Annotated in this window: 22 protein-coding genes; 12 read left to right on the forward strand and 10 right to left on the reverse strand. The window is 69.0% G+C overall.

The genetic code is table 11. The annotated features are described in order from the left end of the window. Window positions 1-18 precede the first annotated feature (18 nt). A complete protein-coding gene (locus tag ACK4E3_RS07665; RefSeq protein WP_409698686.1) occupies window positions 19-906 on the forward strand; it encodes a LysR substrate-binding domain-containing protein in 888 nt (295 codons plus the stop codon). Between the two features lie 66 nt (window positions 907-972). Here ACK4E3_RS07665 and acnA read toward each other — a convergent pair whose 3' ends face one another. Beyond that, complete coding sequence (gene acnA / locus ACK4E3_RS07670) at window positions 973-3,669, reverse strand: aconitate hydratase AcnA (RefSeq protein WP_409698689.1); 2,697 nt, start codon at window positions 3,667-3,669, stop codon at window positions 973-975. 186 nt (window positions 3,670-3,855) lie between these two features. Here acnA and ccmA point away from each other — a divergent pair, with 186 nt between their 5' ends. After that, window positions 3,856-4,476 (forward strand): heme ABC exporter ATP-binding protein CcmA, encoded by a 621-nt coding sequence (ccmA, locus tag ACK4E3_RS07675; RefSeq protein ID WP_409698692.1) that lies wholly within the window; start codon window positions 3,856-3,858, stop codon window positions 4,474-4,476. Between the two features lie 29 nt (window positions 4,477-4,505). Then, window positions 4,506-5,147 carry a heme exporter protein CcmB gene (ccmB, locus tag ACK4E3_RS07680; protein WP_409698695.1) on the forward strand — a complete coding sequence of 214 codons (642 nt, stop codon included), beginning with the start codon at window positions 4,506-4,508 and terminating at the stop codon, window positions 5,145-5,147. A 66-nt stretch (window positions 5,148-5,213) separates the two neighbouring features. Here ccmB and ACK4E3_RS07685 read toward each other — a convergent pair whose 3' ends face one another. After that, the gene (locus tag ACK4E3_RS07685) at window positions 5,214-6,704 is read right to left on the reverse strand and encodes a S41 family peptidase (protein WP_409698698.1); all 1,491 of its coding nucleotides are present in this window, start codon (window positions 6,702-6,704) and stop codon (window positions 5,214-5,216) included. A gap of 96 nt (window positions 6,705-6,800) precedes the next feature. On the opposite strand from ACK4E3_RS07685, the gene ccmC reads away from it, so the two are divergent. The 7 genes from ccmC (at window position 6,801) to ACK4E3_RS07720 (ending at window position 13,769) form a co-directional block, all read left to right on the forward strand. After that, window positions 6,801-7,568 carry a heme ABC transporter permease CcmC gene (gene ccmC / locus ACK4E3_RS07690; protein ID WP_409698701.1) on the forward strand — a complete coding sequence of 256 codons (768 nt, stop codon included), beginning with the start codon at window positions 6,801-6,803 and terminating at the stop codon, window positions 7,566-7,568. 2 nt (window positions 7,569-7,570) lie between these two features. Next, a complete protein-coding gene (gene ccmD / locus ACK4E3_RS07695) occupies window positions 7,571-7,738 on the forward strand; it encodes a heme exporter protein CcmD (protein ID WP_409698704.1) in 168 nt (55 codons plus the stop codon). Further along, complete coding sequence (locus tag ACK4E3_RS07700; RefSeq protein WP_409698707.1) at window positions 7,735-8,262, forward strand: DsbE family thiol:disulfide interchange protein; 528 nt, start codon at window positions 7,735-7,737, stop codon at window positions 8,260-8,262. Before ccmD ends, ACK4E3_RS07700 begins: the two co-directional genes overlap by 4 nt. 34 nt (window positions 8,263-8,296) lie before the next feature. Beyond that, window positions 8,297-8,548: a hypothetical protein gene (locus ACK4E3_RS07705; RefSeq protein WP_409698710.1), complete on the forward strand. Its 252-nt coding sequence runs from the start codon at window positions 8,297-8,299 to the stop codon at window positions 8,546-8,548. Between the two features lie 79 nt (window positions 8,549-8,627). Next, window positions 8,628-9,929: an ATP-dependent protease ATPase subunit HslU gene (gene hslU, locus ACK4E3_RS07710; RefSeq protein ID WP_409698713.1), complete on the forward strand. Its 1,302-nt coding sequence runs from the start codon at window positions 8,628-8,630 to the stop codon at window positions 9,927-9,929. A 155-nt stretch (window positions 9,930-10,084) separates the two neighbouring features. Then, window positions 10,085-13,018 (forward strand): M16 family metallopeptidase, encoded by a 2,934-nt coding sequence (locus ACK4E3_RS07715; RefSeq protein ID WP_409698716.1) that lies wholly within the window; start codon window positions 10,085-10,087, stop codon window positions 13,016-13,018. A 37-nt stretch (window positions 13,019-13,055) separates the two neighbouring features. After that, complete coding sequence (locus tag ACK4E3_RS07720) at window positions 13,056-13,769, forward strand: tetratricopeptide repeat protein (RefSeq protein WP_409698719.1); 714 nt, start codon at window positions 13,056-13,058, stop codon at window positions 13,767-13,769. A 12-nt stretch (window positions 13,770-13,781) separates the two neighbouring features. Here the strand turns inward: ACK4E3_RS07720 and ACK4E3_RS07725 are convergent, their stop codons facing one another. The 4 genes from ACK4E3_RS07725 to ACK4E3_RS07740 all read right to left on the reverse strand — a co-directional run bounded on the left by ACK4E3_RS07725 (window position 13,782) and on the right by ACK4E3_RS07740 (window position 17,172). Next, window positions 13,782-14,603 (reverse strand): serine protease, encoded by an 822-nt coding sequence (locus tag ACK4E3_RS07725; RefSeq protein ID WP_409698722.1) that lies wholly within the window; start codon window positions 14,601-14,603, stop codon window positions 13,782-13,784. A 16-nt stretch (window positions 14,604-14,619) separates the two neighbouring features. Next, window positions 14,620-15,063, reverse strand: a complete 444-nt coding sequence (locus tag ACK4E3_RS07730) for a DUF350 domain-containing protein (RefSeq protein ID WP_409698725.1) — start codon at window positions 15,061-15,063, stop codon at window positions 14,620-14,622. An 87-nt stretch (window positions 15,064-15,150) separates the two neighbouring features. Beyond that, on the reverse strand, window positions 15,151-16,341 hold the full coding sequence (gene rlmN, locus ACK4E3_RS07735; RefSeq protein ID WP_409698728.1) for a 23S rRNA (adenine(2503)-C(2))-methyltransferase RlmN: 1,191 nt from the start codon (window positions 16,339-16,341) through the stop codon (window positions 15,151-15,153). Between the two features lie 90 nt (window positions 16,342-16,431). Then, window positions 16,432-17,172, reverse strand: coding sequence for a 3-deoxy-manno-octulosonate cytidylyltransferase (locus ACK4E3_RS07740; protein ID WP_409698731.1), 741 nt, complete (start codon window positions 17,170-17,172; stop codon window positions 16,432-16,434). Between the two features lie 205 nt (window positions 17,173-17,377). Between ACK4E3_RS07740 and ACK4E3_RS07745 the strand changes: the two genes are divergently transcribed. Further along, window positions 17,378-18,070 carry a c-type cytochrome gene (locus tag ACK4E3_RS07745; RefSeq protein WP_409698734.1) on the forward strand — a complete coding sequence of 231 codons (693 nt, stop codon included), beginning with the start codon at window positions 17,378-17,380 and terminating at the stop codon, window positions 18,068-18,070. Window positions 18,071-18,089: 19 nt separating this feature from the next. Here ACK4E3_RS07745 and ACK4E3_RS07750 read toward each other — a convergent pair whose 3' ends face one another. Continuing rightward, the gene (locus ACK4E3_RS07750; RefSeq protein ID WP_409698737.1) at window positions 18,090-18,755 is read right to left on the reverse strand and encodes an NlpC/P60 family protein; all 666 of its coding nucleotides are present in this window, start codon (window positions 18,753-18,755) and stop codon (window positions 18,090-18,092) included. Between the two features lie 34 nt (window positions 18,756-18,789). Further along, complete coding sequence (locus ACK4E3_RS07755; protein ID WP_409698740.1) at window positions 18,790-20,259, reverse strand: leucyl aminopeptidase family protein; 1,470 nt, start codon at window positions 20,257-20,259, stop codon at window positions 18,790-18,792. Window positions 20,260-20,368: 109 nt separating this feature from the next. Here ACK4E3_RS07755 and ACK4E3_RS07760 point away from each other — a divergent pair, with 109 nt between their 5' ends. Next, the gene (locus tag ACK4E3_RS07760; protein ID WP_409698743.1) at window positions 20,369-21,235 is read left to right on the forward strand and encodes a tetratricopeptide repeat protein; all 867 of its coding nucleotides are present in this window, start codon (window positions 20,369-20,371) and stop codon (window positions 21,233-21,235) included. 469 nt (window positions 21,236-21,704) lie between these two features. On the opposite strand, the gene ACK4E3_RS07765 is transcribed toward ACK4E3_RS07760, so the two are convergent. Together ACK4E3_RS07765 and ACK4E3_RS07770 are read right to left on the reverse strand one after the other, a co-directional pair. After that, on the reverse strand, window positions 21,705-22,673 hold the full coding sequence (locus ACK4E3_RS07765) for a type II secretion system F family protein (protein ID WP_409698746.1): 969 nt from the start codon (window positions 22,671-22,673) through the stop codon (window positions 21,705-21,707). A 48-nt stretch (window positions 22,674-22,721) separates the two neighbouring features. Then, window positions 22,722-23,699, reverse strand: a complete 978-nt coding sequence (locus ACK4E3_RS07770; RefSeq protein ID WP_409698749.1) for a type II secretion system F family protein — start codon at window positions 23,697-23,699, stop codon at window positions 22,722-22,724.

Consider the following 23,699-nt stretch of genomic DNA (forward strand, 5'->3'; position numbering starts at 1 on the left):
GGACTGTTTATCTGGGCCATGCTCCCGACCCTGCGCCAGCTCAGATATCTGACCCTGCTCGCCGAGCACGGCTCCTTCTCGCGCGCGGCCGAAGCGGCCCATGTCAGCCAGCCTGCGCTATCGGCGGGCATTCAGGAGCTTGAGCGGGTGCTGGGCGCGCCGGTGGTCGAGCGCGCGCGCGGCGCGGTGCTGCTCACCTCGGTGGGCGAGGAGGCGGTGCGCCGGGCCTCGGACGTTCTGGCGCGCACCGAGGATCTGGTCGAGGCGGCGCGTAATGCCGGAAAGCCGCTCTCGGGCCGCTTTCGTCTGGGCGTGATCCCGACGGTGGCCCCCTTTCTGTTGCCCGAGCGCCTGCCTGCTCTGAAACCGCGCTATCCGCGCCTCAAGCTGCTGCTGCGCGAGGACCAGACCTCGCGCCTGATCGCGGCCCTGCGCTCGGGCCATCTTGATGCGGTGGTGATCGCCCTGCCTCATGACACCGCCGGTCTGGATCATGCCCATATCGCCCACGACGACATTCTGGCCATCGCGCCCGAGGGGCACGCCCTGGCCGATCTCGGAGAAGTGCGCCCCGACAGTCTTTCGGCCGAGGACCTGATCTTGCTCGAAGACGGCCACTGCCTGCGCGATCAGGCTTTGGCGGCGGTCGAGATCGACACGCCGCGCGGTGAGGACGTCTTTGCCGCCAGCTCGATCCACACGCTGGTGCAGATGGTCGGCGCAGGGCTCGGCGTCAGCTTCCTGCCCCGCATGGCGGTGCGCGCCGGCCTGACGGACAGGGCCGGGGTGGTGGTGCGTGCCATCGGCCCCGATCAGCCCAGCCGCGAGATCGTTGTGGCATGGCGTCAGGGCTCCAGCCGCGCGGCCGAGGCCCGCCTGCTGGCCGAAGCCCTGCGCGAGGGGTGAGGCGCCCAAAGATAAAGGCCGGAGCGTTTGCCCCGGCCTTCATGAGGTTCAGCGATGGCGGAGCGCTCAGCTTCGCGCCAGATTGCGCAGCACGAACGGCATGACGCCCCCGGCCCGGAAGTATTCCAGCTCGGTCGCCGTGTCGATGCGGCAGCGCACCGGGAAGCGGGCCATGCGCCCGTCGGACGGGCGGAACAGCTCGACCCACAGATCCTGGCGCGGCTTCAGCTTGCCGATGTTGACGTCCGCCAGGCCGCGGATGGTGACGATCTCCTCGCCGGTCAGGCCCAGCTTGTGCCAGCCGTCCTGCTTGAACTGCAGCGGCACTACGCCCATGCCGACCAGATTGGAGCGGTGGATGCGCTCGAAGCTCTCGGCGATGACCGCGCGCACGCCCAGCAGGCGCGTGCCCTTGGCCGCCCAGTCGCGCGACGAGCCCGTGCCGTATTCCTTGCCCGCAAAGACCACCAGCGGACGTCCCTCGGCCTGATAGCGCATGGCCGCGTCATAGATCGCCATCTCGTCGCCCGAGGGGAAGTGGCGCGTGACGCCGCCCTCGATCTCAGGGGTGATCTTGTTGCGGATGCGGATGTTGGCGAAGGTGCCGCGCATCATCACTTCGTGGTTGCCGCGGCGCGCGCCATAGGAGTTGAACTCCGACACCGGCACGCCGTGTTCGGTCAGATAGCGGCCTGCGGGCGAGGCGGCCTTGATCGAGCCTGCCGGGCTGATGTGGTCGGTGGTGATGGAATCGCCGAACACACCGAGGATGCGCGCTTCGATGATGTCGGATACCGGCGCGGGCTCCATGCCCATGCCCTCGAAATAGGGCGGGTTGCGCACATAGGTCGAGCTGTCATCCCAGCCATAGGTCTGACCGCCGGTGATCTCGATGCCCTGCCACTGCCTGTCGCCCTTGAACACGTCCTTGTAGCGCTTGGCGAACAGGGCGTCGGTGACGCAGGCGCGCTGGATGCTGGCGATCTCCTCGGACGTCGGCCAGATGTCCTTGAGGAACACGTCACTGCCGTCCGCACCCTGACCGATGGGTTCGCTAGAGAGGTCGATGCGCATGGAGCCGGCCAGGGCATAGGCGACCACCAGCGGCGGCGACGCCAGATAGTTGGCGCGCACGTCCGGGTTCACCCGGCCCTCGAAGTTGCGGTTGCCCGACAGCACGCTCACCGCGACCAGATCGTGGGCGTTGATGGTGGCCGAGATGGCCTCGGGCAGCGGGCCGGAGTTGCCGATGCAGGTGGTGCAGCCATAGCCCACCAGATTGAAGCCCAGCGCATCCAGATCGTCCTGAAGGCCCGAGGCCTCCAGATAGTCGGTCACCACCTGCGAGCCCGGCGCCAGCGAGGTCTTGACCCACGGGCGCGACTTCAGGCCCAGCGCGCGCGCCTTGCGGGCCACCAGTCCGGCGGCGATCAGCACGCTGGGGTTCGAGGTGTTGGTGCATGAGGTGATGGCCGCAATCACCACGTCGCCGTCGCCCAGGTCGAAGCTCTCGCCCTCGACGCTCTGGCGCGCCTCGTTGCCCTGGCGCGAGAACACTTCCGGCAGGGCGGCCTCGAAGGCGTTTTTCGCCTCGACCAGCAGCACGCGGTCCTGCGGACGCTTGGGACCGGCCAGCGAGGGCTGGACCTCGCCCAGATCGAGGCTGAGGGTGTCGGTGAAGACGGGGTCTTCGCTGCCCTCGTCGATCCACAGGCCCTGCGCCTCGGCATAGGCCTTGACCAGCGCCACGCGCGCCTTGTCACGGCCCGTGGCGGCCAGATAGTCGATGGTGGCCTGGCTGACCGGGAAGAAGCCGCAGGTTGCTCCATACTCGGGGGCCATGTTGGCGATGGTGGCCTGATCCTCGAGGCTGAGGTGCGAAAGACCCGGGCCGTAGAACTCCACGAACTTGCCGACCACGCCCTTCTTGCGCAGCATCTGGGTGACGGTCAGCACCAGATCGGTTGCCGTCGAGCCTTCGGGCAGGCGCCCGTCGAGGCGGAAGCCGATGACCTCGGGGATCAGCATCGGGATCGGCTGGCCCAGCATGGCCGCCTCGGCCTCGATGCCGCCCACGCCCCAGCCCAGCACGGCCAGGCCGTTGATCATGGTGGTGTGGGAATCGGTGCCCACCACGGTGTCGGGATAGGCGACGGTCTTCTTGCCTTCCTCGGCGGTCCAGACCGTCTGGGCGAGATGTTCGAGGTTGACCTGGTGGCAGATGCCCGTGCCCGGCGGCACCACGCGGAAGTTGTTGAAGGCGGTCGAGCCCCAGCGCAGGAAGCGATAGCGCTCCATGTTGCGCTCGTATTCACGCTCCACATTGGCCTTGAAGCTGCTCGCCTGACCGAAATGGTCCACCATGACCGAGTGATCGATGACCAGATCGACGGGGTTGAGCGGATTGATCCGGGCCGGATCGCCGCCCAGCGCCGTCATGGCGTCGCGCATGGCGGCCAGGTCCACGACCGCAGGCACGCCGGTGAAATCCTGCATCAGCACCCGCGCGGGGCGGAAGGCGATCTCGTGCTCGACCGCGCCGCGGTTCTCGATCCAGGCGGCCACGGCACGCAGGTCGGCTTCGGTGACCGAAACCCCGTCTTCGTTGCGCAGCAGGTTCTCGAGCAGAACCCTCATGGAGCGCGGCAGGCGCGAAATCCCGGTCAGACCGGCTTCCTCTGCGGCGGCAAGGCTGTAATAGGCATATTTCTTGCGCCCGACGGAGAGATCCCGGCGGGTGGAAAGGCTGTCGACTGACGGCATGGAGAAGTCCTTCTTGGTCAAGGCCGCCCGAAAATCCGGTTGCACCTTTGCGCGGTCGCGGCCCGGACGCACAGGGTCCGGGTGCGCGCGCAGAAGGCCTGCTGCGGCTGGCTGCTACATAAACCCGGCCCGGCACCGCGTCGAGAGACCAGCACAGGGCGAAGCAACATTGATAACGGCTCGCAAATGCTGAGCTCGGTCACCCTCGATGCCCTGACCCTGTCGCGCGGCGGGCGGGTGCTGCTGCGCGATCTGTCACTGACGCTGGGGGCGGGCGAGGCGCTCGCTCTTTCCGGTGCCAACGGGGCGGGCAAGACCACGCTCCTGCGCGCCATTGCAGGCTTCATCCGCCCCGACGCGGGCGCGATCGGCTATCGGGGTACAGACGGGGCGGCGCTGGAGCCCGAGACGGCCAGGCGGCATCTGCATCTGCTGGGTCATCATGAAGGGCTGAAGGGCGCGCGCACAGCCCGCGACGAGCTGCGTTTTCAGGCCGAGTGGCTGGGGGAAGGCGGCGGGATCGGGGCGGCCGCGGACGCGCTGGGGCTGGGCCCCGTGCTGGGGCTCGAGACCCGCAGGCTCTCGGCGGGCCAGAGGCGGCGGGTGTCGCTGGCGCGCCTCGTCAGTGCGCCGCGCTGCCTGTGGCTGCTCGACGAACCGCTGGCGCCCCTCGATGCGCGCTGGCGTGATGTGGCCCGCGCGCTCATGGCCCGGCACCTGTCCGAAGGCGGCATGATCATCGCGGCCGTGCACGATCCGCTGGACCTGCCCGCGCGCAGCCTCGACCTTTCACAGGTGTCCTCATGAGGCGATCATCACCGGCGAGGGTTCTGTTTATGCGCGAGCTGTCCCTGGCATGGGGCGGCGGGGGCGGTGCCCTGCTCGCCTGCGGCTTCTTTCTGGCCATGGGCGCGATCGTGCCCCTGTCCGCCGGTCCCGATCCGGCGGTGCTGCGCCCCGTGGCGGGGGGCGTGACCTGGATTGCCCTCGCCCTCGCCAGCCTGCTCTCGCTTGAGCGCCTGTTCGAGCGCGATCACGAGGATGGCGCGCTGGACCTCATCGCTCTCGGTCCGCTGCCGCTCGAGGCCGTGTTCGTCATCAAGGCCCTGGCCCAGTGGGTGGCCACGGGCGTGCCTCTGGCCGTGATCGCGCCCGTGGTGGCGATTGCGCTGGGGGCCCCGGTCGCCCTGTCCGCTCTGGTGGTGCTGTCGGCCCTGATGGCCGGGATCGGCTTTGCCTTCACCGGGGCGCTCGGCGCGGCGCTGGCGCTCGGCTCGCGCCAGGGTGGGCTGCTGATCGCCGTGGTGGTGCTGCCCCTGTTCATCCCGCCGGTGATATTCGGGGCGGGCGCGCTGGACCAGGCCGCGGCGGGCGCGGACTTCGGCCCGGCGCTGGCCCTGCTGGGGGCCTATGGCCTGTTCGCCGCCGTTGTCGGCGCTGTGGGCGGGGCAGCAGCGATCCGCAACGCCCAGAGCTAGACAGAGTTGGCCAGAGCCAGCCTGGCCAGCTCACTGGCCGGCTCACTGGCCGGCTCACTGGCCGGCTCACTGGCCGGACAGCCCTCTCAGCCATGCCTCCAGCGCGGCCGTGTCGCCCATGTCGCCTGTCCACTCGTGGGCCGGGCGGACGGTCTCGTTGTTGCCGCGCGCCCGTCCGCGAAACACCTTCATCGGCACGAAGGCGGCGGCACGCCCGCTGGGCAGGGCAATGTCGCGGGTGTCCATGTAGAGGCTGTCGGCAGAGGTCTCCTGGCCAACGACCACCGCGCCCATGGCGGTGAAAATATCGACAGCATCGAGGCACGCCGAGGCACAGCCGGAATCGGTGAGCACGAAGACCTGCCCGCGCACCGGCGAAGGGGCAGGTGTCCCGTCCGGGCGCGCCTCGCGCTCGCCCTGACGCCACAGGGGGCGGCCCGCCGCCAGAGCCTCGGCCATGCCCGCTGCGATCTGGCTGGCCCAGGCCCGGGCTTCCGGCTGATCGGCGAACACCTCGTCGCGATAGGATTCGATCATCTCCAGATTGCCGCGCGAGGCGCGCCAGTCCACGCCCTGCGAGCGGGGCCCGAGCATCGCGACACGTTCCTCTCCCCACAGCGCCCTGGCAATCTGGCTGGGCCATAGCGAGGAGCCGCCATTGTTGCCGCGCAGGTCGAGCACCACCAGGGCGGCGCGACGCACGTCTTCGGTTCGCGCCTCGACCTCGCTGACCAGCGCCGTCAGACGCTGGCCGACTTCCGAGGATGGGTCGCTCTCGAAGCTGCCCATGCTGATCCAGATGCCGCCGTCGATGTCCCGCATCTCGACGGGGGCAAAGTGGCGCGGCGCGCGCGCGGCGGCAAAGGCGGCCCGCTGGGTCTCGTCATCCAGATGATCCCAGACGATCCGGTACTGCTGGCGCACGCCGCCATGATCGAACAGGCACGCGCGCGGCTGATGCACATAGGGGTTGCCCTGTTCGACGAACAGCCAGTGGGCCAGGGCGTTGCGGCGCGAGCGAAGATTCCAGCGCCCCGCCGTGCGGCCCACGCGATCGGCGGCGAGGTCCAGCGCACCGATGCCGTCGCACGAGACGAGCACCGCGCCGACCGGCGGCAGGCCCTCGCCGTTGCTGAAGACCACCTCGTGCTGTTCCGCGCCCTCGTCACCACTGCGCAGGCCCGTCAGAAAGCCCGGCCAGCGCGCACGCCAGCTGTGTCCCATCGGGGCCCAGTCCGCGAGGCCGAGGTGCCCGTCGTCGAAGGATGCGGCGTATTCTCTCAGGGCAAAGTACCAGTGCTCATAGCTGTCGGCCTGCGGTGCCCGCGACAGGGCCAGATCGAGGCCCGCGCCCAGCAGCGGGAGAAACCCGGGGTTCTCCTCATCGACCGGCCCGGCATGATTCTCGAGGATGATGTCGTGAAAGGCGCGCGCATCCTCGCTTAGCGCCTCTCCCCAGCGGGCGGGGGCCTGCACCTCGGGCTCGCGGGCCATGGCGGCGGTCATCAGGGCTATGGCACCCACGGCGGCGAGGGCAAGGGGCGAGGTCACGGTCATGGTCTCGGTTTCTCTGATGGGCAGGGGACGGCGCCGGGCGCGAACAGAGCCCCAGCGTGCCCGCACCGACACGATGGCGCCAGTTAAGGATGCGTCATGCGGACGCTTGCCGCCGCCAGCGCGCACCGCTATGCGCTGACCATGGTTTTCGGCCTCGCCAACCCCCAGCGGTTCATGCGTTTCACCGGCCCGCTCGTGCCCGTGTTCTGGGCGCTGGCGGCGCTGATGCTGGGGTGGGGCGTGTGGCTGAGCTTTACCGCGCCCGAAGACTATCAGCAGCTCGACACGGTGCGCATCATGTTCGTGCACGTTCCGGCGGCCTGGCTGGGGCTGATGGCCTATGGCCTGCTGGGCGTGTCGTCCTTCTTCGCGCTGGTGTTCCGCCATGCCCTCGCCGATGCGGCCGCGCGCGCCGCCGCCCTGCCCGGAGCGGTCTTCACGGCTCTGGCCCTGATCACCGGCTCGCTGTGGGGCAAGCCCATGTGGGGCACATGGTGGGTGTGGGATGCGCGGCTGACCTCGGTGGTGGTGCTGTTCCTGTTCTATCTCGGCTACATGGCCCTGCGCACCGCCATCGACGACGAGCAGAAAGCCATGCGTGCCTCGGCCGTGCTGGGCATGGTGGGCTTGCTCAATCTGGTGATCGTGCGCTTTTCGGTGGAGTGGTGGAACACCCTGCACCAGCCGCCCTCGGTGCTGAGGTCGGGCGGGCCGTCCATGACGGCCGAGCACCTGACCCCGCTTCTGGTCATGGGTGCGGCCTACACCCTGCTGTTCTTCGCCCTCTGGCTGACGGACATCCGCACCGAGGTGCGCCGCCGGCGCCTGGGCACCCTTCGCGCCCGCATGGGACAGGAGGCCTGAGCATGCTCGATCTCGACATGGGCGCCTACGGGCTTTACGTCTGGCCTGCGTGGGCCATCAGTGCCCTGGCGCTGATCGTGCTCAGTGCCCGCAGCGCCCTTCGCGCGCGCGCCGTTCGCCGCGAGCTTGAGCGGCTGGAGCGCGAGGGCGGGGCCAGTGAGGCATCATGAACCGCTGGCTGGCCGTCATGCCTCTGGCCGCCCTGGCTCTTGTGATCATGCTGATGGCCGGGTGGGCGCTGTGGCGCGAGAACCGCGTGGTGCCCGACGCCCTGATCGGCCAGAGCGTGCCCGCCCTCAGCTTGCCCGATCTTGACGGCGCGCCCCAGCCCGACCTGGCGGCGCTGGTCACGGGCGAGGTCAGTGTCATCAATGTATTCGCCTCCTGGTGTGCGCCCTGCCGCATCGAGCACGAGCACCTGATGGCCCTGCAGGCCGAGGGGGTGCGTGTCATCGGCGTCGCCTGGCGCGATCAGCCCGAGGACACGCGTGCCTTTCTGGACGAGTTGGGTAACCCTTATGTCCATGTCCTGTCCGACCCCGAGGGCGGCGCAGGGGTGGAGCTGGGCATCACGGGCGTGCCCGAAACCTATGTGGTCTCACCTGACGGCCGCTTCGTGGCCAAGCACGGCGGGCCCATCGCCGACGAGCGCGATCTCGACGAGCTGCGCGCGGTGATCGCGCGGGCGCGTTAACCCTTTTTGCACAGGCTCCGTTAATCCTGCGATCATGACCGCGATCCCGCCCCGCATGATGGATGCCGACCTGTTCGCCCCGCGCGCGGCTGCCCCGGCGGCCCCGTCGCTGGCCGGGCAGAAGGCGTTCTTTGCCGCCGTTTCGGGAGCGCCGCCCACAAGTTCCATGCAGGCACCCGCTACCGCAAGGAAAGCGCCTGAAGCGCCCGCCGCTGCCGCGCCCGCCGGCGATCCTGCGCCCTCGCGCGCCATGCGGCCGGGCAGCCTGCTCGACATCCGTATCTAGAGCCGCATTCCGGGCCCCGGCGGGCTCATGGCGGGGCCATGTCTTTGCGCTTTGGCGCACACGCCCTATCTGGTCAGCCATGACCGAGCTGTCCCCCCGCGAAATCGTCTCCGAGCTTGATCGCCACATCGTTGGCCAGACCGATGCCAAGCGCGCCGTTGCGCTCGCCCTGCGCAACCGCTGGCGGCGCAAGCGCGTGGAAAGTGCCCTGCGCGACGAGATCACGCCCAAGAACATCCTGATGATCGGGCCTACGGGCGTCGGCAAGACCGAGATCGCCCGGCGGCTGGCAAAGCTGGCGGGTGCGCCCTTCATCAAGGTGGAGGCGACCAAGTTCACCGAGGTCGGCTATGTGGGCCGCGACGTCGATCAGATCATGCGCGATCTGGTCGAGGCCTCGCTGGTCATGGTGCGCGAGCGCCGCCGCGCCGGTGTGCGCGCCCGCGCCGAAGGTGCCGCCGAGGAGCGCCTGCTCGACGCCCTGGTGGGCGAAGGCGCCCAGCCGACCACCCGCGAGAGCTTCCGCAGGAAACTGCGTGCGGGCGAGCTGGACGACCGCGAGGTCGAGCTGAAGCTCGCCGACACCTCCAGTCCCTTGCAGGGGCTCGATATGCCCGGCGGCGCGGGCATGGGCGTGCTCAATCTCTCCGATATTCTGGGCAAGGCCATGGGCGGGCGCACCAAGGCGGTGCGCCTCAAGGTGCGCGAGGCGCTGACGCCCCTGATCGCCGAGGAAAGCGACAAGCTGCTCGATGACGAGGCCATCACCCACGAGGCCGTCGCACTGGCCGAGAGCGAAGGCATCGTCTTTCTGGACGAGATCGACAAGGTGGCCGCCAAGTCCGAACGCTCGGGCGCCGATGTCAGCCGCGAGGGCGTTCAGCGCGATCTGCTGCCCCTGATCGAGGGCACCACGGTCTCGACAAAGTATGGCCCCGCCCGCACCGACCATGTGCTGTTCATCGCCTCAGGCGCCTTTCACGTGGCCAAGCCCTCCGACCTTTTGCCCGAACTTCAGGGCCGCCTGCCCATTCGCGTGGAACTGAAGGCCCTGACCCGCGAGGACTTCCACCGCATCCTGACCGAGCCCGAGGCCAATCTGGTCAGCCAGAATCAGGCGCTGCTGGCCACCGAGGGGGTCGATCTGGTGTTCACCGAGGATGCCGTCGAGGCCATGGCCGACGCTGCCGTGGCGGTCAATGCCAGCGTCGAGAACATCGGTGCGCGCAGGCTCCAGACCGTGATCGAGAAGGTACTGGAGGAGCTCTCGTTCCGCGCCACGGACCATGCGGGCCAGACCATCACCATCGATGCCGAGGCGGTGCGCAGCCGGGTGGGCGATCTGGCCCGCGACGCTGATCTCAGCCGCTATATTCTCTAGCGCCCGTCAGGGTCTGGGCCCATTGCAGCCCGGTCCCGCATTACAGCCCGGGCCCGCATTACAGCTCGGTAAGGTGCCAAGCGGGCTTTCGCCCTGCTAGGCTGGGGGCGAAATGCGGCCAAAGGGCCAGCCGACACACACCCGGGGGCATGACCATGATCAATCGAGCTGAAAACCGCGCAGGGCGCCGTGAGCATTCGGGGGGGCTTGCATCGGGTGCGCCCTGGCTGAAGCGTCTGGTCTGCGCCACGGCAGCCATGGCGGTCGCCTTCTCGCCCATGGCCCCCCTGACCACGGCGGCGCTCGCTTCTGGCAGTGCTTCTGTTGCAAGCGCGCAAGGCTCGGGCGTGGTCGTGCCGCCGCTGGGCTTCCAGCGCCGCGAGCTGGCCAACGGGCTCGAGGTCTACACCCTGCGCGACACCTCGACCTCCAATGTCTCGGTCCAGGTCTGGTACCGGGTCGGCTCGAAGGACGATCCGCAGGGACGCTCGGGCTTTGCGCACCTGTTCGAGCACCTGATGTTCAAGTCCACGCGCAACCTGCCGCCCGAAACCTTCGATCGGCTGACCGAGGACGTGGGCGGCTCGAACAACGCCTTCACCGCGTCTGACATGACCGCCTATTTCGAGTCCGTGCCCGCCAACCATCTGGAGCGGATGCTGTTCGCCGAGGCCGAGCGCATGGGCTCGCTGGTCGTGGACGAGGAAGCCTTCGTCACCGAGCGCGACGTTGTGAAGGAAGAATATCGCCAGCGCATCCTCGCCAGTCCCTATGGCCGCCTGTTCGGCCTGTTCGTGCCCCAGACCGTGTTCACCGAGCATCCCTACCGCCGCGCGGGCATCGGCTCCATCGAGGATCTGGAGGCCTCGACGTTGGAGGACGTGCGCCGCTTTCACGAGACCTATTATCGGCCCGACAACGCCATTCTGATCGTGGCGGGCAATTTCGGTCAGGCCCAGCTTGATCGCTGGATCGACCATTATTTCGCGCTCATCGAGCGCCCCGACCGCCCGATCCCGACCCACAACGTCGAGGAGCCCGTGACCGGGCCGCGCGAGGCGACCTTCCATGCGCCCAACGTGCCGCTGCCCGCCGTGGTGCTGGCCTGGCCGACCGTGCCCTATGGCCACCCGGACCGTGCTGCGCTCGAGGTGCTGGACGGCATTCTGTCGACGGGCGAGTCCTCGCGACTCTATCGCTCGCTGGTCTATGACACCCAGCTGGCCGCAGCGACCAGTTCCTCGGCCACCTTCAACCAGCAGGCGGGCTATCTGTCGGCCTATGCGATCATGGCCGGGGGCCGCACGCCCGAGGAAGGCATCGCCGCCATCGCCTCCGAGGTCGAGCGCTTCTCGACCCAGCCGGTCACCGCCGCGGAACTCGACGAGGCCAAGAACGAACTGATCGCCGCCCTGCTGCGCCAGCGCGAGACCGTGGAGCAGCGCGCCATGGCTCTGGGCACCGCCCTGATCATGACGGGCGAGGCGCGCACCGCCGATCTCGACCCGGCCGCCATTCAGGCGGTCACCGTGGCCGATGTGCAGCGCGTGGCCCGCCAGTATCTGCGCGCCGACCGCACCATCACCATCCGCTATCTGGCCGCGTCGGAAGGCAACCCCGTCTCGGTCCAGCCCGTGAACGTGCCCGCGCCCATCACCGTCGCCGATCTGGCCCCCGAAGGCCCGCTGGTGACCCTGCTGCCCGAGGGCGAGCGCACGCCTCTGCCCCAGCCCGGTCCCGCGCCCGAAGCGCTGACGCCCTCGATCAGCGAGCGCCGCCTCGCCAACGGCATGAGGGTTCTGGTGGCACCGACGCGCAATGTGCCGCTGGTGTCTGCGCGCCTCAGCTTCTCGGCAGGCACGCGCGATGATCCCGAGGGCCGTGAGGGCACCGCCGGCCTGATGGCGAGCCTGCTGACCCAGGGCACCGACACCATGAGCGCGCCCGAGATCGCCGCCTCGGTCGAGCAGCTCGGGGCCTCGCTGGGCGCAGGCTCGGGTGCCGATTTCGTCAATGTCTTTGCCAGTGCGCCAGCCAGCGTGTTCGACCGCGCCGCGGGCCTGATGGCCGAGGTGGTGCGCAACGCCAGCTTTGCCGAGGCCGAGCTGGAGCGTCAGCGCGCCCAGGTGCTCGACGGCCTGCGTGTCTCGCTCACCCAGCCGGGCAACGTCGCCTCGCTGGCCGCCGCGCGCGCGGTGTTTGGCGATGCGCCCTATGGCCGTCCGGGCAACGGCACCATTAACTCCGTCACGCGCATCACCCGCGATGATGTGGCCGGTTTTCACAGTGCCCATGTGCAGCCCTCGCGCGCCACTCTGGTGTTCTCGGGCGACATCGAGCCCGAGCAGGCCTTTGCGCTGGCCGAACGTCTGTTCGGCGACTGGCGCGACGCACCCGGTGCCCCTGCCACTGTCAGCTATGCGGCGGGCGCGCCCGTGGCACCGCGCGTCATCGTCATCGACCAGCCCGGTGCCGGTCAGGCCGCTGTCGTCGTCGCCATGCGCGGCGTGACGCGCGACGATGCGGACTATTACCCGCTGCTCCTGGGCAATGCCCTGATGGGCGGCGGCTTCTCGGCCCGCCTCAATCAGGAGATCCGCATCAACCGCGGGCTGTCCTATGGCGCGCGCTCCTCGCTCAGCGTCTATCGCCAGGGCGGCACCCTGATGGCCTCGACCCAGACCCGCAACGATGCCGCAGCCGAGGTTGCGGGCTTGATGCTGGCCGAGATCGAGCGCCTGTCGACCTCGCTTCCGACCGAGGACGAGCTGGCGCCGCGCCGGGCGACCCTGATCGGCTCCATGAGCCGCTCGCTGGAGACGGTGAACGGGCTGGGTGCGGTGGTCTCGACCTATGCGCTCAACGACCGGCCCATGTCCGAGATCGCGACCTATGGCGCCTCGGTCAATGCGGTCACGCCCGCGCAGATCCGCGATGCCGCCATGCGCCGCCTGCCTGCATCCGGTGCAAGCCTGGTGATCGTGGGCGATGCCAGCCAGTTCATCGACGAACTGCGTCGCCTCTATCCCGATCTCGAGGTGATTGCGCTGAGCGATCTTGATCTGGACAGCGCCCGCCTGCGTGAGTGATGCTCTCTTCCGGCGGTTGTGTCGGGCGGAGTGTGCCATGAAGCGTTTATCGGTGCGGATCGGGCGTCTGCCTGCGGCGGGTGCGGCGATGGCTTTGGCCGTGGCCCTCGCCGCGGCCTTGGGGGCTGGCTCTGCGGCCATGGCCCAGAGCGGCGAAGGCCCTGTCACGGCCGCCGAGGTCGAGGCGGCATGGCGGCTGGCACAGAGCGATGAGGAGGCGGGCCTCGAGGCCGCCTGGTACATCAACGAGCGCGATCCCGTTCAGGGTTATCAGCTTCACAAGCGCCTCGCCGATGCGGGCTCGCATCTGGCACAGTGGCGCGTGGGCATGGCCCTGCTGGAGGGCGAGGGCGTTCAGGCCAATGCCGTTCTGGCGCGTGACTATGTGCGGCGCTCGGCCGAGGGCGGCGACATCCAGGGCGAGATTTCCATGGCCGTGATGCTGGTCAATGGCGAGGGCGGCCCGGTGGACGAGGCCGCTGCGCGCGAATGGTACCGGCGCGCCGCGGTGCGCCCCGAGCGAAGCTCGGCCCATGCCATGCGCGGCCTGGCGGTCATGTACCTGCTGGGCCAGGGCGGCGATGCCGAGATCGAGCGGGGCATCGCCTATGCGCGGCTCTCTGCCGAAGCCGGAGACAGTCTCGCGCGCCAGCTGTATTCCCAGCTTGGATCCTTTATCCGCACTGCGGATCAGGCAGAGATCGAGCGCCATTACCGCGAATGGATCGAGACCTTCGGGCGTCCGCGCTGAGGCTCTCGCGCCTCAGTTCGACAGGCACACGACCTGGGCCACGCGCAGGTCGCGGCGCAGGCTGTCGGCGACCCGGCCATAGTTCTCGATGGTGACAGGCTCTCCGGTCGCGCGCTCGCCGCGCCGGGTCGCCCCGCGCAGGATCGGTGTCAGGGTCTCGGGCGCTGTAGTGTAGATGCGACCGCGCCGGGGGGCTTCGGCGACGGTCACGCCGATGACGCGGCCCTGACGATCCACCGCAGGCGCGCCCGACAGCCCCGCCAGGGTGCCGCCGAGGCCACTGGTGCGGCCCACTTCCGCCCATGCCAGCACAGGCTCGTCGCGCGCGCCGCGCCCCATGATGCGCAGGGTCTCGCGGCCCAGCAGGCGCGAGGTAACCTCTCCGGGGCGGCCTTGAGGAAAGCCGGGGTGAAAGGCCCTCTGGCCCTCGCGCAGCGGCTCGTCGATCACGACCGGCATGGCCATGGGGCCGCCCTCTGTGATCAGCAGGGCGATGTCGGCACCGGGCGCTAGGCGCACATCCGCCGCCACGGCGCGGTTCGAGCCAACCACCAGCGCGGTCTGGCGACAGCCCTCGACCACGTGGCGCGCGGTCAGCCAGCGGCCATCGGCGGAAATCGAGAAGGCCGTGCCCATGGAGGGCTGGAAGGGTGCGGGCGGCGCTTCGACCACCACGGTGGGATCAAAGGGCGTGATGGGGCCGAGCAGGGCGCCTTCGACGCCCTCGGGCTGGGGCGGAGCGGGGGGTGCCTCGGCATTCTCGCGCCGGGCCAGGGACGCCCCGAGAATGGCGGCGATGACGATCAGATAGATCAGCCAGTCCGGCAGGCGCATGGTGCTTGCCGTTCCCTCAGCCGGTCAGGGCGGCGGCGAGAATGAGCGCGGTGGACAGCTTGGCACCGACCAGCAGCACCGCTGCGGGCACCTCGCCGTCCTGGATGCGCTGGGGCAGGCCGGTCAGCAACACATCGACGACGCGAAAGGCCAGAAGCTGCAAGACGATGGTCGCCACGCCCCAGATGGCGATGTCTCGCACCGAGGTGGATACGGCCAGAGAGACGGCCAGCGGAATGGCCAGACCCAGCAGAACGCCTGCAAAGGCCACGGCGGCGGCGGCGTTGCCCTCGCGGATCAGCGCGATCTCCTTCCAGGGCGTCAGCAGCGCATAGAGCGTCGCGCCGACGGCCAGAAGCAGGATGGTGATCCCTGCGTGCAGCAAGGTCAGGGGAAAGCCCGTCGCAAAGGCCTGGATTTCCGGGCTCGACAGGTCGGGAACGAGGGTGGCTGGGTCCATGAGACCTTGTGGGTTCGGGGCGTGAAGGGCGAGGGCAGGTCGGCTCTAGCCTGTTTGCATTAAAGCCCCGTCAAGCCGCAAGGGCGCTCACATTTCAGGGGAACTGGCCTCAGGCGAGACAGCCGGGGCCTGCGCGGCCTTGCGAAGGGCGCTGGCGCGGACCTTCTCGCTCTCGGACTTGAGCTGTCCGCAGGCTGCCAGGATGTCGCGGCCGCGCGGGGTGCGGATCGGACTGGCGTATCCGGCACGGTTGAGCACGGCGGCAAAGGCCTCGATGGTCTTCCAGTCCGAGCACTGATAGTCGGTGCCGGGCCAGGGGTTGAACGGGATCAGATTGATCTTGGCCGGTATGCCGCCGATCAGCTTCACGAGGGCCTTGGCCTCGTCCAGACTGTCGTTGACGCCCTTGAGCATGACGTATTCGAAGGTGACGCGCCGCGCATTGCCGAGGCCCGGATAGGCGCGGATGGCGGCCATGAGCTGATCGAGCGGATACTTGCGGTTCAGGGGCACCAGCACGTCGCGCAGTTCGTCGCGGGTGGCGTGCAGGCTGATGGCCAGCATGGTGCCCGTGCGCTCGCCCAGCTCGGGGATCATCGGCACCACGCCCGAGGTCGAGACCGTGATGCGGCGGCGCGAGATGGCGATGCCCTCGCCGTCGGCAATGATGTCGATGGCGTCGGCCACATTGTCGAGATTGTAGAGCGGCTCGCCCATGCCCATGAAGACGATGTTCGACAGGCGCCGGTCTTCCTTGGGGCTGGGCCATTCGCCCAGATCGTCGCGCGCGACCTGGACCTGGGCCACGATCTCGGCGGCCGTCAGATTGCGCACCAGCTTCTGGGTGCCGGTGTGACAGAAGGTGCAGTTCAGGGTGCAGCCGACCTGGCTGGACACGCACAGCGCGCCCGAGCGGGCCACGTCGGGGATGAACACCGTCTCGATCTCGATGCCCGGCGCGGTGCGGATCAGCCATTTGCGCGTGCCGTCCCTGGAGACCTGCCGCTCAACGATCTCGGGCCGCGCGAGGGTGAAGGCCTCGGCCAGCTTCGCGCGGGTGTCCTTGGCCACATCGCTCATCAGGCCAAAGTCGGTGACGCCGTAATGGTGGATCCAGCGCCAGACCTGGCTGGCCCGCATTCGCGCCTTTTCGGGCGGGCAGATGTCATGGTCGATCAGCGTCTGGCGCAGGCCCTCGCGCGTGAGACCGGTCAGGTTCACGGGGGCCGGTGCGGGCACCGGGCGAGAGGCGTGGGCGATATCGAGGCTGAGGCTCAAGGGCGGACTTTCCGTGGCGGCGCGAAAGGTGAGGCGCGCGCTCCTATAACACAGTTGGGGCAGGTTTGTGGTTCAGGGGCGAGCGACAGATCAGACCCTGTTGCGGGCCTCGGCGCGGGCGGCTTCGAGATCGGCGGGATTGTCGACGGATAGCGGCGCGGCCTCGATCACGGCGGCCTTGATGACGAGGCCCATCTCCAGCGCGCGCAGCTGTTCCAGCCGCTCGGCCCGCTCAAGCGCGGAGGGCGGCGCGGCGCAGAAGGCCTCGAGCGCCGCGCGCCGATAGCCATAGATGCCGATGTGCCGCCACACGGGCACTTCATGGTAAGGCGCCGCGCGGGTGAAATAGAGCGCGCGCCCTCGCCCGGAGCCCGGCTCCATGGCCATGATGGCCTTGACCACGTCCGGGTTGTTGCGGTCGTCATCGCCCGCGGGCGGAGCGATCAGGGTGGCAATGTCGCAGCCGCTGTCATCGGCCAGCACCGCGGCGCAGGCGAGCGTCACAGATGGCGGGGCAAAGGGCATGTCGCCTTGAAGATTGATGACGGTGTCATGGCGCGCGCCCGGGTCGATCTGGTGCAGGGCCGCCAGAATACGGTCCGAGCCCGACGGCAGGGCCGGGTCGGTCAGGCAGGCCTCAAAGCCGGCTTCGCGCACGGCCTCGACGATCTCGGCGTCTCCGGCGGCGACACAGACCCGATAGCCGCTCTTCGCGGCCATGGCGACGGCCCGCACGATCATGGGCACGCCCTCGATGTCGGCCAGCGGCTTGCCCGGCAGGCGCGTGGCAGCCATGCGGGCGGGGATGAGGACGATCGGCTCTGAAGACATGGCTTTCACGGGGCGGGTGCAGGGATGTGGGCAAGGTTGCGGGTGTGCCTGGCCGGGCACTTGTGGTCATGGATGGGTGCCCTTCGCAAGGCTGCGACGCCGGGACACCCTTCGTCACGGTTGCGAAGGTCGCGCCAGCGTGTATGACAGCCACAGCCAAGCAACCTTCCCGGCCCGGCCGGGCACCCATTAGAGATCCGGATTTATGAGCGGCGATCTGAAGTGGAACAAGATTTTCGGTGCCGGTCTGGCCACCGTCTTCACCATTCTGGTGGTCAATGAGGTCTCGGGCCTCGTTTTTCACACCAGCAAGCCCGAGAAGATGGGCTACTTCATCGATGTGCCCGAGGAAGAAGCGGGCGCGGGCGCCAGCGTCGAGCTGCCGCCGGACTGGGGTACGGTGCTGCCGATCGCCGATCTGGCCGCCGGTGAGCGCGCCTATGCGCGCTGCGTCGCCTGTCACACGATAAATGCGGGCGGGGCGGACGGCATCGGTCCGAACCTGTATGGCATCGTCGGCGGCGGGGTCGGCAACAACGCCGGCTTCGACTATTCACCGGCGCTTCGCGAGCACGCGGGCAGCGCCCCGGTCTGGACCTATGACGAGCTGGACCTGTTCATCACCGCGCCGAACCGTCACATCCGCGGCACGCGCATGTCGTTTGCGGGCATCCGCAACACCGAAGAGCGCGTCAATCTGATCGCCTATCTGCGCCAGCAGGGCTCGGGCGGCTATCCGATCCCCGCACCCGATCCGGCCCGCCAGCCGCAGCCCGAGGGCGAGGCCGAGCCCGATCCGGCCGTGGCGCCCGGCTCCGACGTCGACCAGACCGCCAGCGAAGGCATCGCCGAGACCGCACCAGAACAGGCCACGGCACCGGCCCAGCCGACGCAGTAAAGACCCGATCCGGGCAGAGCTAGAGACGGCGCGTGATCCTGACGGGTCCGCGCCGTTCGCATATCCGGGCCAGAGGCTCTGCCAGCACCGCGCCGTGCATCTCGCACGGATGAATGAGCGCGCCCGCGTCGTCCAGCACGCCTGCGTGATCGTCGAAGAACACCAGATCGCCGGGGCGGGGCGCTTCGCTCACCACATCGCCCGTGTGCGCGGTCATGTGCGCCAGCGGGCCGATGGCGCTGCGGGCCCGCGCAAAGGCGACATGGCGGATCAGGCCGGCGGCATCGAAGCCCGCCTGTCCGCGCCCGCCGCGCACAAAGGGCCGGCCGAGGCACGCGCGCGCCACGTCGAGGGCCGCAGGGACGGGGCGCAGAAGCTCGGGCAGGGGTTCGCTCCAGTTGCCATCAAAGGGAGCCAGCCCCGAAGCCTCGCACCAGCCGATCAGGCCGGTGCGCAGGTTCTGGCCGAAAGCGCGCGCGCCGTCCGTCTCCAGAACCTCGAACAGCTCATGGGCGGCCATCTCGTCGACCGGGCCGCTCTCGTCGTGCAGCGCGAGGCCCGGCCGCGTGATGCGGTGGTGCCGGGTGGGCACGAAGCGGACGCCCGCAATGAGGCCCTCGAAGCGAAGCGGGGCGCGGTCGCCCCTCGTCAGGGGCAGGGGCGGGATCAGATCGTCCAGGCTCACGCTCCGTTCATAGCCGAGGGGGGCAAAGGCCCGGTTAATACTGGCCGAAACGCTGCATCAGCATGAGCGCGCAGGCGCGCAGGCCCTGGGCCTCGGCGCCTGCGGGATGGCCGGGACGCGCACGCGGGTTCCAGGCGAAGATGTCCATGTGCGCCCAGCCGCGCTCTGGCGCAAAGCGTTGCAGGAAAAGGGCGGCCATGACCGAGCCCGCCTGGGCCCAGTCGGCGGAGTCGTTGCGCAGGTCGGCGATGTCCGGCTCGATGGCGCTGCGATAGCCGGGCCACAGGGGCATGCGCCACAGGGGATCGGCGACCTCTCGCCCGGCCTCGATCAGACCTTGCGCCAGCGCCTCGTCATCGCTGTAGAGCGGCACCAGTTCCGGCCCCAGCGCGATGCGCGCCGCGCCGGTCAGGGTGGCGAAGTCCAGCGTCAGGTCCGGCGAAAGCTCGTCGGCGCGCGCCAGCGCATCGGACAGGATCACGCGCCCTTCGGCATCGGTGTTGCCGATCTCGACACTGAGGCCCTTGCGCGTTCCGATGATGTCGCCGGGGCGGAAGCTCTCGCCCGAGATGGCGTTCTCGACCGCAGGCACCAGAACGACGAGGCGCACCTTCAGGCGCAGGGTCATGACCAGCCAGGCCAGCGCCAGGGCATGGGCCGCGCCGCCCATGTCCTTTTTCATGTTGCGCATCCCGGCGGCGGGCTTGATGTCGAGACCGCCGGAATCGAACACCACGCCCTTTCCGACCAGCGCCAGCAGGGGAAGGTCAGAGGCGTTCGCGTTCCAGTGCATCTCGATGATGCGCGGCGCGCGCGCCGGTGTGGCGGCACGGCCCACGGCATGGACCGCCGGGTAGTTCTGCTCCAGCAGTGCATCGCCGGTGACGACTGAAATGTCCGCACCGTGCTGCCCGGCAATGGCGCGTGCGGCGGCCTCGATCTCGGCGGGGCCCATGTGATTGGGCGGGGCATCGACCATCTGGCGGGCGATGGCACAGGCGCGGGCGATGGTGCGCGTTTCGGAAAGAAGCGCCGCGTCCTCGATCAGCAGGGCGGCGCGCGGGCTGCTCTCAGGACGGGTGCGGCGGAAGGCATCGAAGCGGTAGTGGCCCAGCGCAAAGCCAAGCGCGATTGCCCCGGCCTGATCGCGCGTCGCGCCTTCCAGCCGATAGGTGCCGGGGCTGAGGCGAGTGCTGAGGCTGCGGGCGGAGGCGAGCGGACCGCCAGCGGCGCCATCGGCGGGCAGGCCGAACAGAACGCGGGCAGGCAGGCCGTCTTCGCCGCAGACTTCGAGAATCTCGCCGGGCCGGGCTGAAAATCCGCGCGTGCGGGCCAGATCGCGGGTGCGCGCATCGAGGCCGTCCAGATCGTCCGGCCTGACCGGGTGAAGGGGGACGGCCTGATCGGCGCGGGCCATATGATCGGCGTCGACAAGGCCGGTGTCGAAATCGTCGGCCAGGGCAGAGACCAGTTCAGGGATCGGGGCGTGAGGCGAGGTGTTCATGAAGGCTTTCATAGCGCAGCGGGCACGGCTTTGGCCATTTACCCTGATTAACCAAGGATTGACGCAAATCACGCAAGGCTCGGGCAGAAATGGCTAGCGAGGATCGCCCATGGCCCGCCGTCGTCTGAACAGTCGCGCTCTCATCACCCCGCTGGTGCTGGCCTGCATCGCAGGCGTGAGCGCAGCGGGCGAGGCGACGGCCTGGCCGTTCGGCAACCGCGATGCCAACCGCACCGCAGCCCAGGCGGCCGCCGGGGGGGCAGGGCAGGCCCCGGCCCAGACGCAAGCCTTGCCCGCCGCTTCTTCGGCCGCCGAGCGGGCCACTTGGGCGCGTCTTGAGCCCCTGACCCGCTCGGTCATGTGGCGGCGCGAGGTGGAGATCAATCCGCGCGATGCCGAGGCGGTGCTGGGTCTGGCCTCGTCGCTGCGCCAGCTCGGCCAGCACGATGCCGGGGTCGAGACCATCGAGGCCTTTCGCGTGTATGAGCCCGACCACGGCGGTGCCCTGATGGAGCTGGGCCGCCTGCACATCGCGCGCGGCCAGGGCTTCTATGCCATCGCACCGCTGGAGCGGGCCCGCGATCTCGACCCGCGCGACTGGCGCGTCTGGTCTTATCTGGGCGTCGCCTATGATCAGGTGCGCCGCAATGACGATGCCCGCGCCGCCTGGACCCAGGCGCTGGTGCTGTCGCCCGACAATCCCGCCGTGCTCAGCAATGTGGCCATGGCCATGGCCGCCCAGGGCCAGGCGACGGAGGCCGAGACGATCCTGCGCCGCGCCGTCGCCCAGCCCGGCCACACCCTTCAGGTCCGGCTCAATCTGGCGCTGGTGCTCGGCCTTCAGGGCAAGATCGGCGAGGCGGAAGCCCTGCTGCGCCGTGATCTGCCGCCCGAACAGGCCGAACAGAACCTGCAGTGGATCCGCGCGCGGATGAACGCCGGGGTGCGCACCTGGGAGTCCGTGGCCGGTTCCTGACCGCGCCGTTTCTGATGCGCCTGCGGGTGCGGCCCCGCGGGCGCTGGACCAGCGGGGGGGCGGGAGAGTCCGGCCGGACCGGTGCACGCGCCCGGATGTTGAGGCGAGGGACCGTTTCGGCGCGCGCCCTTGATCTGACCGCGGGAGGTTTTGCGGTGGCCAGGCGCGGCTCGCTCTTCACGAACTTGCGCTTTCGCTGCCGGCGGGCGCTCCGGCGGCCTTGACGCCAGAGCGGACACCCCTGCTTTCGACAGGGGCCAGAAAGTGCCCCGCACCTCTCGCGCCGCCTCAGGCACACAAGCTGCGAAGGCCTTGCGCGCTCTCCCATGCCGAAGGGGCACCCCAAGCGTGGCCCGCGCCAGAAGCGATGCGCGAAGATTGCCATCCAGCGCACAGAAGCTGCGGATTTCAGGGAGGATTGACGCGCGGCGCTCGTCCGGTCGTGCGCCTGATCGCCCCTGTTGCCGGCCTAGTTGTTGATGTCCTGGATCTTGATGATCGCCGGGCCGAGGATGACCACGAACAGCACCGGCAGAAAGAACACGATCATCGGCACGGTCAGCTTGGCGGGCAGGGCGGCAGCCTTCTTCTCTGCGGCAGAGAGGCGCAGGTCGCGGTTCTCCTTGGCCATGGTGCGCAGCGCATTGCCCAGCGGCGTGCCGTACTGTTCGGCCTGGATCATGGCCGTGGCCACCGATTTGACGCCCGGATGGTTGGTGCGTTTGGCCAGACCCTCATAGGCGCTGCGCCGCTCGGGCAGATAGGACAGCTCGGCCGACAGCAGGGACAGTTCTTCAGCCAGCTCGATGGACTGGCCGCCGATCTCCTGGCTGACCTTCTGGATGGCCGCATCGATGGACATGCCCGATTCCACGCAGATCAGCAGCAGGTCCAGCGCATCGGGAAAGGCCTGCACGATGGACTGGCGCCGCTTCTGGATGCGGTTCTCCAGATAGAGGTTCGGCGCGTAGAAGCCGGCCATGAAGGCGCCGAACACTATGGCGACGCGCGACATCAGCGGCAGGCCGAAATCGTTGAGCACGAACACATAGAAGGCCGCAAAGGCCATCATGACGAACGGGGCGGCAAAGCGGAAGAAATAGAAGGCGGTCAGGGGCTGCTGGCCCCGGAAACCGGCCATGGCCATCTTGTCGGCCACCTTGGGATCTTCGAGATAGCGGCTGAGCTGAAGGCGCTCGACCACGCGCTTCTTGAAGCCCTCGTCGCTCTGGCGCAGCGAGGAGCCGGACTGGGCGATGGCCTGACGCGACCGGCGCTTCAGCTCTTCACGCCGGACCGAGACGGCCTTCATGCGCCGCTCCAGGCTCGCGCCCTGGGTCAGGGTGCCCAGCAGGGTCATGACCGTGGCAAAGGTGAACACGGCCACGGCGATGGCCAGCAGGTTCTGCGGATTGGTGAGAAAGCGCATCCAGTCCATCAGCGCCTCCCCTGTCCTGTGGTGTGTGATCTCATCGTGGCCTGCCCATCAGAACTTGAACGAGATCATCTTCTTCATGACAAAGATGCCCATGGCCATCCAGATCGCAGAGCCCATCATCATCACCTGACCGCGCATGTCGGTGAACATCAGCAGCATGTAGGCCGGGGTGGTGATCATCACGAGCATCATCACCGCCGGGGGCAGGGAGCCGATGATGGCCGCCGACGCCGTGGCCTCGGAGGACAGGGCCTTGATCTTCTCGCCCATCATGCGCCGCGCCCGCAGCACCGTGGACAGGTTGGCGAGCGCCTCGGCCAGATTGCCGCCGGTCTTCTGCTGGATGGCGATGACGATGGCAAAGAAGCGCAGCTCTGGCGTGGGCATGCGCTCGAACATGCGGTCGAGGCCCTGGCCCAGCGTCATGCCGACACTCAGGCCCTCGACCAGGCGCTGGAACTCTGGGCCGAGCGGGGCGGGACTCTCGCGGGCGATGATCTTGAAGCAGTCGTGCACGGGCAGGCCCGACTTGATGCCGCGCACGATCACGTCGACGGCGTTGGGAAACTCCAGCGAGAACTTCTTCATGCGCCGCTTGCCCAGAAAGCCCAGCACCCAGCGCGGCAGGCCAAGGCCGAAGATCAGGCCCAGACCTGCGGCCAGCAGCGGCGAGAGGCCCAGCAGCATGGCCAGCGCACCGGCCATCAGGCCCGCAGAGGCGCTGATGATCCAGAAGGTGCGCACGCTCATCGCCAGGCCCGCCTGACGGATGCGCGCCGATATGGTGACGCGGGCGCGGCGCTCCTTGCGCTCGACTTCCTTCAGTTGACTGACGATGGCCCGGCGCCGCGCCTCGGGCGTGTTGGCGGCAGCGCGCGTGGCCTTGGCCCGGGCGGCGGCGCGCGGGCCGGTGAAGGTTTCGGCGCGCTTCAGCGCCCGCTCGGACGAGCTGTCCCCGCCCACGAACACCCAACCGAGGCTGGCGATGGTGATGAAACCGAGCAGGGCGGCGAGCAGCTCCAGCAT

The sequence above is a fragment of the Brevundimonas sp. genome (assembly GCF_046299595.1).
Lineage (GTDB): Bacteria > Pseudomonadota > Alphaproteobacteria > Caulobacterales > Caulobacteraceae > Brevundimonas.